Origin of the sequence: Neolewinella persica DSM 23188 (assembly GCF_000373105.1) — a bacterium.
Taxonomy (GTDB): Bacteria; Bacteroidota; Bacteroidia; order Chitinophagales; family Saprospiraceae; genus Neolewinella; species Neolewinella persica.
In genome coordinates this window covers 42732-58776 of sequence record NZ_KB890497.1, presented here as the reverse complement: position 1 = coordinate 58776, position 16045 = coordinate 42732, and the positions used below count along the sequence as shown (strand labels likewise).

General features: G+C 52.8%; 9 protein-coding genes. 7 read left to right on the top strand and 2 right to left on the bottom strand.

Annotated elements, in window-relative coordinates:
- Positions 1-169 precede the first annotated feature (169 nt).
- A complete protein-coding gene (locus B036_RS0126895; protein ID WP_020571827.1) occupies positions 170-1567 on the top strand; it encodes a S8 family serine peptidase in 1398 nt (465 codons plus the stop codon).
- 575 nt (positions 1568-2142) lie between these two features.
- On the opposite strand, the gene B036_RS31330 is transcribed toward B036_RS0126895, so the two are convergent.
- Positions 2143-4365, bottom strand: coding sequence for a DUF6851 domain-containing protein (locus B036_RS31330; RefSeq protein ID WP_020571826.1), 2223 nt, complete (start codon positions 4363-4365; stop codon positions 2143-2145).
- A 125-nt stretch (positions 4366-4490) separates the two neighbouring features.
- On the opposite strand from B036_RS31330, the gene B036_RS0126885 reads away from it, so the two are divergent.
- Together B036_RS0126885 and B036_RS0126880 are read left to right on the top strand one after the other, a co-directional pair.
- Complete coding sequence (locus B036_RS0126885; RefSeq protein ID WP_020571825.1) at positions 4491-7403, top strand: PEP/pyruvate-binding domain-containing protein; 2913 nt, start codon at positions 4491-4493, stop codon at positions 7401-7403.
- Between the two features lie 159 nt (positions 7404-7562).
- Positions 7563-8864: a serine hydrolase gene (locus B036_RS0126880; RefSeq protein ID WP_020571824.1), complete on the top strand. Its 1302-nt coding sequence runs from the start codon at positions 7563-7565 to the stop codon at positions 8862-8864.
- Between the two features lie 81 nt (positions 8865-8945).
- Here B036_RS0126880 and B036_RS0126875 read toward each other — a convergent pair whose 3' ends face one another.
- Entirely contained in the window at positions 8946-11753 is a 2808-nt protein-coding gene (locus tag B036_RS0126875; RefSeq protein WP_020571823.1) for a hypothetical protein, read from the bottom strand.
- Between the two features lie 355 nt (positions 11754-12108).
- Here B036_RS0126875 and B036_RS0126870 point away from each other — a divergent pair, with 355 nt between their 5' ends.
- From B036_RS0126870 to dnaA, 4 genes are all read left to right on the top strand, one after another.
- The gene (locus B036_RS0126870) at positions 12109-12510 is read left to right on the top strand and encodes a DUF423 domain-containing protein (RefSeq protein ID WP_020571822.1); all 402 of its coding nucleotides are present in this window, start codon (positions 12109-12111) and stop codon (positions 12508-12510) included.
- Positions 12503-13249: a 5'-nucleotidase C-terminal domain-containing protein gene (locus B036_RS0126865; RefSeq protein WP_020571821.1), complete on the top strand. Its 747-nt coding sequence runs from the start codon at positions 12503-12505 to the stop codon at positions 13247-13249. Before B036_RS0126870 ends, B036_RS0126865 begins: the two co-directional genes overlap by 8 nt.
- A gap of 93 nt (positions 13250-13342) precedes the next feature.
- The gene (locus tag B036_RS0126860; RefSeq protein ID WP_020571820.1) at positions 13343-14269 is read left to right on the top strand and encodes a bifunctional metallophosphatase/5'-nucleotidase; all 927 of its coding nucleotides are present in this window, start codon (positions 13343-13345) and stop codon (positions 14267-14269) included.
- Between the two features lie 335 nt (positions 14270-14604).
- The gene (gene dnaA, locus B036_RS0126855; protein WP_020571819.1) at positions 14605-16023 is read left to right on the top strand and encodes a chromosomal replication initiator protein DnaA; all 1419 of its coding nucleotides are present in this window, start codon (positions 14605-14607) and stop codon (positions 16021-16023) included.
- Positions 16024-16045 lie beyond the last annotated feature (22 nt).

Here is a 16045-nt window from a genome sequence, read left to right as displayed (position 1 = left end):
CTACCCTGCCTTTCATCAATTCGCTGCACCTGCGGCCCCGCCCCGCATAAAATCCCGCTAAATCCCACGCCCCCAAAAACTAACCTTCCCAATTCGTCGTTGAATCCCCGCAACAGTCATTTTACGGCTCGCCTGATGACTACCTACTCAAATTGACCTCCTGAAAACTATGCGTTACTTACTTCTACTAGTCTTCCTGCTACCGCTGGCCACCTCTAACGCCCAAAAGAACACGGAAGAAACGGGCATGTACCTGGTCACCTTCAAGGACAAAAAGGACACCCCTTACTCCATCGAAGATCCGGCTGCTTTTCTGAGTGAACGCGCGCTGCTTCGCCGCGCTGCGCACAACAGCCCGATTACCGAACTTGACCTGCCGCTTAGCCCTGCTTACCTCAATGAGGTTAACGGTACCGGGGCGAAACTCTGGCTTAAAAGCAAATGGATGAACGGTGTAGTCGTCTCCGCCGCGGGCCAGCAAGTGAAAGCACTTCGCAAGCTCAATTCTGTCACGGAGGTAAAACTTGTCGCCCCGGTTCAGTATGATCGGGCATCGCTAAAACCCATCATCCCGAATCTGGAACGGCCAGCGCCCGTGGTTGAGTCGGTTCCCATATCTGAAAGATTCTACGGTAATGCCTGGGGCAACATTTCGGGCATGAAAGGAGACAGCCTGCACGGTTGGGGCTTCCGGGGTAAGGGCGTTTTAGTCGCTGTTTTCGACGGAGGTTTCCCCAACGTAAGCTATAAAGACTTTCTCGGCTACGACGACAAAGCAGCCATACCCGCAAATTACGACTTAGTAGAACAGGATGACACTGCGTTAGACGGCTCCACCCACGGTGCCACAGTGCTCAGCACAATGGCAGCGCATCACCCTTTCTTTTTCATTGGTACCGCCCCCGAAGCGCGTTACGTCTTATTCAAAACGGAAAATGGCCGGGGGGAACATCGGTTGGAAGAGATCAATTACGCCGTCGCGCTCGAACTAGCCGACAGCATTGGCGTTGACGTGGTGAATTCCTCGCTGGGTTATACCACCTTCAGTTCGAAGGACATGAACTACAAATATGAAGACCTGGATGGCAAGACCAGCCCGGCAAGTGTCGCCATCACCCACGCCTTTCAGCGGGGAATGATCATCGTTACCAGTGCCGGCAACTCCGGTGCAGACGAATGGAAATATGTCGGTACGCCAGCAGATTCTCCAGAGGCCTTTTCCATCGGTGCCCTGAATGCAGACGGTAGCCGTGCCTATTTCAGCAGCTTTGGCCCTACAGCAGATGGCAGGACCAAACCTGATGTTTCCGCTCTTGGCGTAAACGTTGTAGCCGTTTCCGCCAACGGACAAGGACTGACCGGGGCAAACGGCACCAGCCTCGCCTCGCCACTGGTGGCCGGGCTGATGGCCTGCCTCCGGCAAGCCGTTCCCGACGCCACCAACAAAGAACTGATGGATGCCGTAAGAGCAACCGCCGACCAGGCCGATAAGCCTGACAATGAGCGTGGATACGGACAACCTAACTTCGCCGCTGCCTATCGGATGCTGATGAATGCCCGGAAGTAATTGTCGGATTTTCGAGTTGTCGGCTTATCTGGTTGTCGGTTACTTCGTTTCCGTCTGTCAGGCTGCTTTGATAATTATTACTGATTCAATCTCGAAAGACGTAGAATACCTACGGGACACCTTGAAAGAAAGGCCGTCGGTACCAAGAACAAGGCGTCCGCCCCGGACTTCTCATGGCATGCGTAGTGAAGATAACCTGGCAACCAGACAACTGAATTCCATCTGCTCACTAATTGCGTATAAGTAGGTATATGAAAAATCTTGCGCTGCTTACTGCGCCTTCAGATCAACCCTAGCAACACATTAAATATAAATACAATACTTAAGGAGCTATATATCTTGCGTTTCAGCAAAAAAATTACATAAAACGCCTTAAGAGAAATTATAGACTTTTTGCTCGTTTTGCTTGTGAGGGCGCATGCTGTTGCCTAATTTTACCAAACCAAGCTTGGACGTATACCATCAATCAACACGCTCCACAAAGAAATAAGTAGGTTCCCCTACAACGATTTATTTGGTATCAGTAAGTTGGAACGAGCCCCGCCGGATGTACTGGCGGGGTTCTTTGTTTTCAACTACCATACCTGGAAAGCACTTCCCCACTGGCCGTCGACGGACCGCACGAAGTACATTCCCCTGGCGAGGTCAACTGTCGGCACCAGGACCCTGTTGGTGGTCACTTTAAGGTCCATCACATTACGTCCGTTTACATCATAAACAACAAGTCCTTCACCGCGGGGCGCAACGGGAATTTCCAGTGAAATTACTTCGCCACGCTTTGCGGGGTTCGGGTAAGTCTTTAGCTGGGTGGCGACAACTGGTTCCGATCGGTTACTGCTCAGGTTACCGTTGAAGATGGCTTCGGCGGCAGCAAATGTTTCTGTACCAATATCTATACCGATGATCCGGCCTGGCACGTCATCTGCGGGTGGGTGAATTCCGCCCCAGATGCGGCTAAGGCTCGTTTGGTCGGAGGCGTCCCGGTAAGTTGCCCACTGCAGGACAACATCCACGCTGGGTCCTTTTTCAAAGACGAGGAAAGAATCCTTCTTCGCCACAAACTCCCCAACTCCACCTGGGAAGTAAGGCGATCCCGTTATTGAGGTCATCACGGTGGCGGCCGCGCTGCTAAAGGTTGAATGGCCGGAGATGTACCCTGCGAAATTGGGGGTCACGAAGTTAGGTCGCTGGTAAGGCATCCACATTGCCGCGTTGATCCACCCTACGCCGGCTACGTCGGTAGTTGGGTCATCAATGGCCTGGGGGCCGATCCACGATTTTACCTTCGTCAATGCCAGAGTCGCATTGTTCTCTAATTCCGAGGGGTCCGTAAGTTCTTCTATGAATCCATCATCCAACTTGAAACCATTCCGGTTGTAATTCCGGCCGTCAATATCGGTAGCCTGTCCGTTCTTAGCCATCCAGCGGATGGCCGTTATCGGCCGGGCATAATCGTACTTCCCCTTTATGCTCCAGGCTGAGATGGCAGAATCATGCATGGCACCACCAAGGGTGAGATAGGCCTTTACGTCATACTCCAGGTTGTCCATAACTTCCCCGACGCCGGCAAAACGACGCTCGAAAAGCGGGTGATCCATCACTTTGTTCAAAATGGTGAACCAGTGTCCGGGTGGCGTTTCACTGGTGGGGCCGTCGGCCCAGAATTCAGCCAGGACCCGGGCGTAATCTCCCCGGGGTACAATATTTTCCGGGTAAGGCGCTCCGGTAGCTGGGTTTAGCGCGTGGCCGTTTGCCCCGAAGGTGCCACCTTCATGCTCCCGGTAAAAGGCCGGGTAATCGGCAAAATCAGTTGGATAGTCTCCCTGGAAATTTCCACGGGCACCCGGAGAGATGTCCCACATGACCCCATCAGAGGGATCGAGGTGGCTGCTCCATTTCATGACCATTTCAAAACCCCAGCGATACATATCAAAACTTTCCTGGTCAGAACTGGAAAACAGCGGTGGGGAGCCCGGATCATGGTAAACGGGGTTGTTGCCACGGATGGGGTTGGCCACCGTTGGGTCCGTCCGGTCCTCTTCATCAAGGGCAAAGGGCGTCACATGACCCCATTCTGCCCCCAGAAAAGCCAGTAGGGAATCACCGATCGCTTGTCCGGATTGGTCGATAATGGTTCCGGGGAACTGCAAGGTCTGCCAGTGATTAGGGTCTACTACCGAGAAAATGGAGAAAACGCTGTTGAAAATCAGCGGACGGTTAACCGGATCCGGATAGTTGATGTTTTGGTAATCACCGGCTTCATTACTACCGTCGCGCATTCCAAATTCAATGATTTTTTGGGCCACATAGTTACCAATATCAGCAGGGTTTCCTCCGGTGTAGTCTACCCCGGTGTAGCCGGGATCATAACCCAGCTCCTCCATCAAAGCCGTGAACCGGGGAAGGGTTGTGGCGGCATTTGGTGACCTGAAATACCGATGGTTAAGCATCCGGAAGGCGGCATAGCTGACGGCTTCATTACTCGCGGCAACCGGGTCATCAAACGCTTCGATGTTCCAATGTTCAACGGGCAGCTCCTGTCCTGCCTGTATGGTCCCCATCAGGCAGGTCGTTCCTTTTTTATTGACCAAACTCCACGAGTCATACATGGCTGCGGATACGTGGTAAAGATTACGGGCGTGCACAACCGGGCGGGCAAAATCGTTCCGTATCCCTTCCAGCATTTCTTCGTTCCAAAGCCTTGCCACTGAATGGTCCGGATTTTGGGCGCGGACGCAGGTGCAGAAACACAGCAAAAGAAGAGCAGGGAGAGCAACGCGGTTTTTCCAAGTAGCCATTTTAAGGTTGTTTCAGTTATAGGATTATGCAGAGCAAAGGTACAAAATGGGTAGAGACTTAATTTTGCGTGACCAAACTTCGTACCTTGTCAACGCCTTTTAGATTTATTAACCCCCTCCGGCTCATGCGTCTTTTCCTCCACCTTCTTTTTTTTTCTTTTTTTGCGAGTATTCCCCTCGGTGCGCAAACCGATATAGCTGCCCTGATCGACAAATACCAGGAAGATCCCCGTGGACCGTATCGTGACATTATGTGGTTTTGTGCCAGTGGGCTCACCGTCCCCCCCTCCGAAGGTTGTCCTACCGTTAGTGAAGACAACCACCAGCATGCCCGCTACAAAGATGAGGTCATCGCACTGGGCAAAAAGGAGCACATCTTCCTGGGCCAAATCCTTACGAACACCAATAAAGACGCTTTCTGGGACGAACCTAATGACCACAGCCGCCTTAAGCAATACATGCTCGGCAACTACCTGGCGGCCATTGATGACGGTTGGGTATTACGCAAGGCCCAATATTACCGCGGCGCGTTCCAGATAGAAGATGAGATGGCCTGGGGCCGGGAGTACCTCAACTGGATGATGAGTAAGGAAGGGGCATTGAAAGAAAACTTCTACCTCGTTCGCCAATCAGTGAGAGATGTTCCTCACCGCAAAGACAATGACCTGACGCAGAAGGTCAGGACTGATTCAAAAACCATTGCCGACAAGTATGGCAAATTCATGGAGCTTCGAATCAAAATTCACGGGCAACCTGAGGGAAAAGATGCTAAGGCTGTGGAGAAATTCCTGGCAGAGAATCAAGCTGAATTAGAAAAACGCAACCTCGTGGGTCTGATGAAAACCCTTGCGGCCGATATCCGTACCGCTTACCTTAATCAGGATATGGTGGCTGAAATTGCTGCGATCAACGCCACTATCCCTGAAAAAAACGGCCTTAAAGACCGCATCAAAACCTTTACCGTCCAGCACGCTTTTGACCCTGATAACCCTAACACCATTGACCGCCTGAGCGCCGCTGCGGACCTGATGTGGACCATCCGTCAGGGCTTAATGAAAGAAAGCCCCTATTATCGCCTGGAGGTTATGGACATCAGTGTCGCTCTCGAACGCATGATTTTCAACGAAGCAGGGAACTGGAAACCTGGCAACGCCCGGGAGTTAATGGAAAAGATCTGTTACCTGTCTGAAGCGGCTGCAGGTGCCGGATTTGTCGAAGAGTGGGAGTTCGCAGCGGCGCAGCCGCTGCTTGGTGACCTCAATTACCAACTGGTATGGCCCAACCAGGCCACCGATTACCTCGACAACGCCCGCCGTTTTGTGGAATGGGGTGTGTCCACCAACCGTGGCACCTTCGGAGAAGTCGTGGACCGCTACGCTAAATTCGAACCCAAAGCTCACGGTTTCCTAGACGATCGCATCCGCGGTTCCGTTTTGTTGCCGCTTGGCAATGAAGTTGGCCGACTGGGCGACTGGATTGCGGAAGCCGGAAACCTCCGCAATGATTTCCTTGACGTCCCCAACCAGGGCTCTCTTCGTGGACTTAACCCCGGCTACGCCAAAGGCATCCTGCACGTAGTGGAAGGCAACCCGGACGAAATGGAAGTTAACCCTACCGACATATACATCTTTGCCACCCCACCCGCAGACCTCAAACCCGTTGGCGGCATTGCTACGGTAAACGAGGGAAATATGGTCAGCCACGTTCAGCTCCTGGCCCGCAACCTCGGGATACCTAACGCCGTCTTAACCGACGAACAGTTCGCCGCGCTCAAAAAGTATGATGGTGGTGAGGTCTTCTATGCCGTATCCAATGGTGGCACCGTGATCATGAAGCCCGCCAAATCAATGTCGTCAGAGGAGCAAGAACTCTTTGCCGTACGGGAGCGGAGCAACCAGCGGGTAACCGTTCCTACAGATCAACTTCGGCTCGACGTAAATCGCGTTTTGAACATGCGGGAGATCCGCAGTAAGGACTCCGGTAAACTGGCCGGGCCCAAAGCTGCTAACCTTGGCCAGCTCAAGGCGCTCTTCCCCGACAATGTGGTGGAAGGCCTCGTCATCCCTTTCGGCATTTTCCGCGATCACCTGAACCAGCCGATGCCGGGGCAGGGAGGAGAATCCTACTGGGAATTTCTAAACAGCCGCTTCGCCACGGCCCGGCAGATGGAAGCTGACGGCGACGCGGATGAAGACGTAGAAGCTTACTCCCTGGCTCAACTAGCCACTTTACGGGAAGCCATTGGTCAGATCACCATTCAACCTGAATTGGTCCGGGCATTACGAGACAGCTTCCAGGCAGTCTTCAACGAGCCGTTGGGCAAGGCACCGGTTTTCCTCCGGTCCGATACTAATATGGAAGACCTGGCGGATTTCACCGGTGCGGGACTGAACAAAACGGTTTTCAACGTAGTCGAAGAAGCTAAGATCATGGAAGGGATTAAAGAGGTTTGGGCCAGCCCTTACACCGAGCGAAGCTATAAATGGCGGCAACGTCTGCTACTTAACCCAGAGAACGTATTCCCCAGTATCCTGATCATCCCAACGGTTGACGTCGATTACTCCGGCGTAATGATCACCAAGGGCGTATCCTCCGGCCGACAGGATGACGTGACGGTAGCCTTCAGCCGCGGCGCCGGCGGCGCCGTAGACGGACAGGCCGCTGAAGCCTATTTACTCGATAAGTATGGGCGAACGACTTTGCTCAGTCCCGCCCGGGAACGCCTCCACCGGCGTTTACCCGTAACTGGCGGCTCCATCATGCTCCCCGCTCCGTTTAATCAACGCATCCTTAGCCCTGACAACCTCAAGGACCTGCATGAATTAGCAGCAACCGTGGAACGGATCATGCCCGAATCCGCTGGTGAGGAGACGAACGGCCCATGGGATGTAGAACTCGGTTTTCAGAACAATAAAATGTGGCTGTTCCAGATTCGTCCATTCGTAGAGAACCAACGCGCTCAGGCATCGGGTTACCTGGAAAGCATTAGTCCGGTAAAACGGGATGATGTGTACTATGACCTTGAAGTAGCGCTGTAGGTCGAGGTTGCAAGTTGCAGGTTGCAGGTTGCAGGTTGCAGGTTGCAAGTTGCAGGTTGCAGGTTATAACTTTCCCTTGCACCTGCGGCCGCGCCCCTTTTAACTACCGATTGAATGCCTCTTAAGGCATCTTAAATTCTTCGATTAAATCCTCCTTCCTTGAAAAAATTTCTTCCCTACCTGGCTTCCCTCGCCATATTATTTATTGCCCTCTTCCCATGGCAAAGAATCGAAAGCTACCCCGTAATTGGTGGTGTGGAAAAAACAGCTATTCGCCGGTTAGTTCGACTAGAGAGGATGGATTCGGCCCAGTTCACCAAAACACTACCCTACGGCGCCCGATATTCGCTTCCTTACGTGAAGTTAAACCTTATGGGCAGGGAAATCGACTCAAACCTGGTCTCAAGAGATGCAGACCTGGAAAGTGAACTGGAGAAGATGATTCCTAACGGTGGCCGCGCTTACTCTTTGGCGATCATGGACATTACCGATGGTCGTGAACCACGGTACCTGGAGCGAAACGCCAACCTGAGCTACCAACCCGGGAGCGTTGGGAAACTAGCCGTGGTCACCGCTCTGATGTGCGAGCTGGAAAACGTGTTTGTCGACAGCGTTCAATCCCGTTGGAACCTATTGAAAAGCCGGGTGGTAAAAGGCGGGCCTTTCGCCGTATACGACCACCATACCATCCCGGAATACGATCCGGAGACCGAACGGTACAGCCGTCCGCAGGTCAACCAACAACACGAATTCACCCTCTACGAGTGGATCGATCACATGCTTTCGGTCAGCAATAATGGCGCAGCAAGCGTGGTTTGGCGCGAGGCCATCCTGATGCGCGTATTTGGTCCGAAGTACCCCGAATTGACCCGGCAGGAAGCCGAGGACTACTTCAAAAAAACACCGCGGGGAGAACTCCGCGACCTTTCCAAGAGCGTCATAAGCGAACCTCTCCGACACATGGGTATCGGACCAGATGAGTTCAGGGTCGGCACCATGTTTACCCGGGGAGCAAGTGGTATCGTTCCGCCGCAGGGCGGCAGCGCCAGCTCCCCCCGTGGCCTGATGAAATGGCTTACTGCACTTGAATCAGGGCGAATAGTAGATGCACCCTCGAGCCTGGAAATCAAGCGATTAATGTACATGACTGACCGGCGCATCCGGTACGCCCACGCACCAGTTCTCGATAGTGCGGCGGTCTACTTCAAGTCCGGCTCACTTTATGGCTGTATTCCCGGCACCAGCTGCGGCAAATACAAAGGCAACCGGATGAACTACATGAACTCAGTTTGTATCGTCGAACAACCTGACGGCACCCGTTACCTCGTTGCGCTGATGACCAACGTCCTCAGCCGGAACTCTGCTTATGATCACCAACTGCTGGCTACCCGAATCGACAAGTTGATCAGGAATACGGCCAATGTGGAGGATCCTTCGGAGAGTTTGGGAACGGGGGAGTAGGCGGTTGCTGCGCAACCTCGGTAGTGGATAGTAAGTAGTGGGTGTTGCTACCAGGGGCGAAGCCCGTCTACCCACTACCTACTAAATTTCCACGGTAGCAAACACCGAGTCAAAAGATTTTTTAGCCATATCCCGCACCCGCTTATCCGATGCCTCCAGCTGCCGGAGCAACAGGGGTAAGTACCGGTGCTCCTTCAATTGGCCGATCACATAAATGACGGACAGTTTAAGTCGGGTATCCCTACCCCGCAAAATGCGCTTAAAGTTCTTGAACTGCACTTCTGAAAGTTGTTCCGGGCTGGGAGAAGGCCCGGTCAGATCAGGATCGGAGAGCCTTACGCCACGTTCGATCACCGGAATCACCAATCGTTTAATATCATTTTCCAGTAGGATTTCCAGAAACTCCAGAGCGCTGATTTTTTCCTTGCGTTCAGCGGCCTGGAGACCACGGTAGATCGGGATGATGTCGGCCGGTTGATACCGAAGTCCGAGCAGGCGGAATAGCCGGTCAAGGTTACCATCCTGTCGTTGGTTCAGTAAATTCAGAAGACCATTCCTTGCTTCCTGCAGTTCCTGCGCATTTTCAGAGCCGCGCAGGCGGAGCTGCGCTTCCAGGGTATTGATGGTGGTCTGGTAAGTGTTAACCTCCGAAAGGATGTGGCGAAAAATTCGCTTCGTGGGCATTTTAAGCAACGGAAAATCCCGCTTCATGGCATTCAATGCCTTGAGTGTCTCAAGCCTAAGTTCCAAATCATAAGGATTAAACCTTTCGATCATTGCAAAGAGTAAATCAACCGTTTGCTGGCTGTTGATGCGTTCCAGTACTGCGGGGAGCCGACGAATGTCTTCGAGGTCAATAATTCGTCTTTTCAGGTAACTGGGCAAGATGATTACCAACCCAAGACCGAATTGTTCGAGGGCTGATTTGGCGTGGGGTCGGAAAGGAGCTTCCGACAGGAAGTCGATCAGTCGTAGCAGGTAGCGCTCGTCAAGGCGTTCGCCAGCGGCGATAATTGCTTCCCGGGCGGCATCAGCGTCCTTGCTCTCCAGCTGTGCCTCAATGAAGTCTTTACCAAGATCAGAACCGGATCTGCCAGCGGCTTTCAACAGCTTACTCCGCCAGGCAGAGGCTTCGGTCCCGGTAAGCCACTTTAGCTCGGCTACCCGGCGATTAAATTCGTAGGCCAGGTTCCAATACTCCCGCATTTCGGGATTAGCCCTGGTTTCTACCATCAACTGGACGATGGCGGTACCGGCAATGCTGCTCTCGGGGCTCTTTAACTGTTCCCGGATCAACTCCTCCGTTTCTTCCAGGTGGTGGGAAATGCAGTATTCCATAGCAGCGTTTCTAACGCCTAGATCTTCATCCACCAACAGCGGAATTACGCTGGATAGAATTTCAGGACTCCCCTCCCGCAAACTCAGGTTCCTCAATGCCCGGGCACGAACGTGTGGAACGGCGTGGGTAAGTAGATCCTGGATGGGCTTCTTAAATCTTTCTTCTGTAATGTTCTCCGTTCGTTCCAGGACGTAAAGCAGCTGCTTATTGTTTTGGTCCATTTTAGCATCCTCGAGCACACGCAAAAAGCCCTCCAGTACCTCCTTGTGTCGGGATTTGCTGCGATTTGGTCGCTCCTGCGGTCGGTGATGCCGCAGTTGATCCCGAAAGGCATCTAGGTATTCTTCCCGGATTAAAAACACGCAAAAAAGCCAGGCCGCGGAGAAGATCACTACGGGTACGCTGATGCCTACGATTGATATCCCGAGACCGTCCACCAAAAGCAGTAAAAGCAGCCCTCCCAAACCTCCGGCCACCGAATCAATCAGTACATCGATATAAGTCTTGATTCGTTCCTTTACAGCAGAGCTTACCGGCAGGAACAACATTTCCACCCCGGCGCGATGCAGGCTTTGCTTAAGGCTACCATCCACCAGCCTGCTAAAAATGGCCGTACCAAGGCCGGGAACCAGAAACATGACGAGGCCACCAAGGCCCAGGCCTGCTGGCAGAAAAGCCAGCGCTCCGCTGACCCCCATCCGCTGGACAATCCGTTGCGTAATTAAAAGTTGAATGACCAGGCCAATGACGTTGAAGGTTGAAAACCAGAAGCCGAAGAAGGACGTCAGCCGATCTTCATCGGCAAAGCGTTCTGAGGCCAGGGCTGAGAATTGATAGTCCACCAGCTTTGCCGTAATCACACTGGTGGCAATGATGCCACAAAGCAACAACAGGTGCTTGGAGCCCATGATCAGTTGGTGGGGAGACTCCCGCAAACGCGCCGTCTTTTTCTTACGCGCCAGCTGAGATTCTTTGTTCGCAATGTATCGCTTCCAGATAAAAATGCTGATCAGCATTATCGGAATGAGGCAGAGTGTCGCAAAGTAAAGCAAGTAGCGAACACCAAAATTTGCCACAATGATGGACGCCAAATACCCTCCGGCGATACCGCCGGCGATGGCACCGGCACCGATGGGGCCGAAGAGTCGCTTCGCTTGCCGGACGTCAAAGACCAGGCTGGCCATCATCCAGAACTGTGAGGCAGCCAACACGCCAAAAAGGGCTACCCATAGGTATAAGCCAACCGCGACGATGTCTCGCGAACCCGGTATGGGAACCAGTATGGAAAAGGTCAATAAGATCACCAGACAAAGCCCCAGGCTCCAAAGATTAACCCGTAGGATAGAGAAAAAACGCAGTGCCTGGGAATAAGCCGTTGAGATCATTGCGGCCACAACGGCCGTCAGGATAAACATATAAGGCAAGGCCGCAGAACCAAAGCGGGACAGAAAAATCGCATTTCCGGCAGGTTTTGCCAGCAACAATACCGCGATGATCAGGAATATCTGTACCTGTAACAGTAATACCAGCTTCCCTTCGCCGGGGCGCACGCGGAGGACCTTGCCGATAAATCGCTGGAGCGTTTTGATGTTACTGGGAGTGAAAAGTTGTGACTGCCAAAGTGGGCTGCGGCTAAGGTAACAACAGCATCCGGGCCGGGAATGATCGGAACGGAGAAAAGTTCCTCGACCTGCGAAGTTACCTCCTCAAATAGAACAACCATTAAGACACTAATATCTTCACTTAGAATAGGAATAGCACTTGGCAAAGAAATCGAGTCTGGCTCCCTGCTCTCAATTTCTTCTTTCCCTTAGTGTTGCCCTTGCTCTCTTAATGCCTTAGTGGTTAAGATTATCTAACAAAATCCAGACACAAAACACCCGCTACTACCCTACCTTCGCCCGCATGACCAATCAACTTCGTCTCTGCGCACTTCTCGGCGCCCTGGCCGTCGGCATTGGGGCCTTTGGTGCTCACGGACTCAAGGAACTCGTTGCCCCCGAACAACTGGAAACTTTTGGCACTGGCGTGCGCTACCATTTTTACCACGTTTTTGCCATTGGGCTGGCAGTCGCCCTGTCGGTCCTACCCGGCATTGATCAAAAGCGTTTACGGCAGGCCGTACTCGTCTGGGCCCTGGGCATCTTGTTATTCTCCGGCTCCCTGTATTTACTTTCCCTCAAGACCGTCATCGGGCTTCCGGTAGCCTTTCTGGGCCCAGTCACCCCGATCGGCGGACTCTTTTTTATTGCCGGTTGGGTACTGCTCTTTCTGGCAACCCGCCGTAATTTGAGCGCCAATGCGTAACCTCCTGTACATATTCCTCCTTTTGCTCGGTTTCGGCTGTCGGGCACCGCTTTCTTCGCCCACAGTACAACCTCGTTTCTATTCGGTTTCCGACAAGCTCGAGGCTGATCAGGCGGGGCCGCAGGTGCAAAGAATGGTTTCAACCATCGCCCCCTACAAAGCCCAACTCGACGACAAAATGAATCGGCAGTTGGCGACGGTAAAAACACCGCTCAAAAAAGGGCAACCAGAAAGCACCCTTGGCAACTGGGTAGCAGATCTTTTTGCTCAGGCCGCAGCTGGCAGTTTCCCCGATCGCAACATTGTCTTTGCTACCCTTAATCAGGGAGGTATCCGGGTTGGCGAGATCGGTACGGGCCCACTGCTTGTTTCCGAAATTTATGAGTTGATGCCCTTCGACAATGAACTCGTACTGATGGAACTCAACGGTAAGGTGTTCAAAGAATTCATCAGCCACATCGCCAACGATGGTGGCTGGCCAGTAAGTGCCGGCCTCTCCGTCATCTCGTCCGGCAGCGGACTCGACGTCAAAATTGGAGGTAAAGCCATTGATCCCAATCAGGTCTACACCATCGCACTTCCTGACTATGTGGCTAACGGCGGCAGCAATACTAGTATGCTGAAAGAATTGCCCAAAATCAAAAGTGGCCTACTCATCCGCGATCTCCTGATCGAATACGCCGAAAAGATCACTGACCCCATCAGCATCAAAGTTGAAGGCAAACGCATGAAGCTGTAATTACGGGTCGCGGAGCAACTCCCCCTTTATGATCCCCCCCGGACGAAATGAGTGCGTAGCGCGAGTACAATCCGGGGTTCACCCCACCCCATCATGTCTACCACCACCTCCCGTCGCTTCTTCCTCCGCAAAGCCGCCATCGGCGGCGGTCTTTTGCTCGTCCCTGGCCTGGCCGGCGCTGCCGGCCTGCTGAATCCGGCCGCTCCCAGACTCACGATCCTGCATACCAACGATTGGCACAGCCGTATCGAGCCGTTCCCGGACGATGGTGGTCGAAACGCCAACCAGGGTGGCGCGGTACGCCGCCTTCGGCTCATCGAACAAATCCGGGCGGCCGAACCCAACGTGATCCTGTTGGACAGTGGTGACATTTTTCAGGGCACCCCCTACTTCAACTTCTTCGCCGGAGAACTGGAAATGAAGTTGATGACCCAGATGGGATATGACGCTGCGACCATCGGCAACCACGACTTCGACGGAGGGATGGAAAACCTCGTCACCCAACTTAAGCACGCCGACTTCCCAATGCTAACGGCTAACTACGACTTTAAGGGCACCCCGCTTGCGGGTAAAACAATGGACTACCAAATCCTTGAACGCGGTGGTCTGAAAATTGGCATCTTCGGTCTCGGCATTGAACTGGACGGCCTGGTTCCTGATGACCTTTTCGGGAATACCAAATACCAGGACCCCATCGATCGGGGCAATACCGTTGCAGCAATGCTCCGCCGTGAAAAGAAGTGTGACCTCATCATCTGCCTGAGCCATCTGGGATACAAATATCGGGAGGACAAAGTGGACGATGTCAAATTAGCTGCAGCCTCAAAAGACATCGACATCATTCTTGGCGGCCACACCCACACCTTTCTCAATGAGCCAACGGTAGTAAATAACGAGCAAGGGGACCCTGTAATCGTAAATCAGGTAGGCTTCGGCGGACTGCGTCTTGGAAGAATGGACATCACTTTTCCCGGCAACAGTAAGCGACGTTGTGTGGCTTGCAATAATTTGCGGGTATAAAAAGTGGTTTAAGCGCGTCCTGCTTATGACAAAATTGCCGATTTGGGCGATAATCCCCGCCAAAGATAATTCTGCCTAAATAAGCAGCGGATTACTTGCGTAGGTGACCTGTTTGTCCCCATATTTGCCCTCCGCCGAAAGAGCAACGGCGATGGAGAAGTACACCGACCTATGCCGGTTTCCAGCCACCCTATCGAGGCCTTTCGGAATCCTGTAATGACCCCACGGTCTCCCTTTTTTACTGTTTAACTTACTGATCTAATACACTTTTTTTTAACTGATCGGCATCACCTGTGCCGGCTTGGAACACTACACCTGTGCAACTGGGAAATATAATGGATCATAACGTAATTTGGAACAATTGTCTGCAAACCATTCAGCAAAGCGTTGACCCGCAGAGCTTCAATACTTGGTTTGCTCCGATACGACCGATTGCACTAAAAAGTAATGAACTAACCATTCAGGTCCCTCACCGGTTATTCTACGAATGGCTGGAAGAGCACTACATTGATGTATTGAAGAGTAGCCTGAACAAAGCCTTAGGGACTTCTGGCCGCCTGCAATACCGGATCAACCCCAACCGCCAGGACAACAAGAACAATGCCGTAAACGGTAAAAATGGGAACACTGCGACGGGAGCTCCCGGCCCCAAGCCTGCACCGGGCAACCCCTTCGTCATTCCCGGCGTCACCCGCCCGCGTATTCCAAGTAACCTCGACCCCCGTTACACCTTCGACAACTTTATCGAAGGCGATTGTAACAGCCTGGCACGCAACGCTGCTAAGGCGGTGGCCGACAATCCGGCCAATACCGCCTTCAACCCCCTGGTTGTCCACGGAAACGTAGGCCTCGGTAAAACCCACCTGCTCCAGGCCATCGGTAATTACATCAGCAATAAGTTTCCGAATAAAGCGGTCCTGTACGTCAGTACCGACACTTTCACTAATCAGCTGGTAAGCTCAATCGGTTCCAACACGACTAACGACCTGGTCAACTGGTACCAGAACGTCGACGTACTATTAGTAGATGACATCCAGCAACTCGTGAAGCGTAAGAAGACTCAAGACGTCTTCTTCAACCTATTCAACGTTTTGCGCCAAAACAACAAGGCTGTGGTCATGACCTGTGACCGCCCGATCATCGAACTAGACATCGAAGAGCGCCTGCGCAGCCGCTTCCAGTGGGGCCTGAGTGCCGACCTGAGCATGCCTGCGCTGGAAACCCGCATGGCCATCCTGAAATCAAAGGCTGACAATACCGAAGTCGATATTCCAGCCAACGTTGCTGAATTCATTTGCTTCCACATCCAGCACAACATCCGCCAGCTCGAAGGCGTACTGAACAACCTGGTGCTCCACCAGGGGGTAATGGGGAGTGACGAGATCGACCTGAAGCTCGCAAAGGATGTACTCAAGAACTTCGTTACCGAGATCAATAAAGAAGTAACTCCTGAGGTAATCCAGCGCACCGTCGCCGAATATTACAACCTCGAAGTCGAGAACCTGGCCAGCGCCACGCGCAGGCGACAGGTGGTACTTGCCCGCCAGATCAGCATGTTCCTGGTCAAGCAATACACCGACCAGAGCCTCAAATCCATCGGCCGCATGTTTGGTGGCCGCGACCACTCCACCGTTCTCTACTCCATCAAGACAGTTAAGGACCTGATGGAAACCAATGACGATATCCGCAAATCACTCGGTGAATTGGAACGGAAGATCCGGATTGGCCAGGGAGAGGGAGATATGGTGCTTTAGGCGTAGTGGTCTGTTGGTGCTA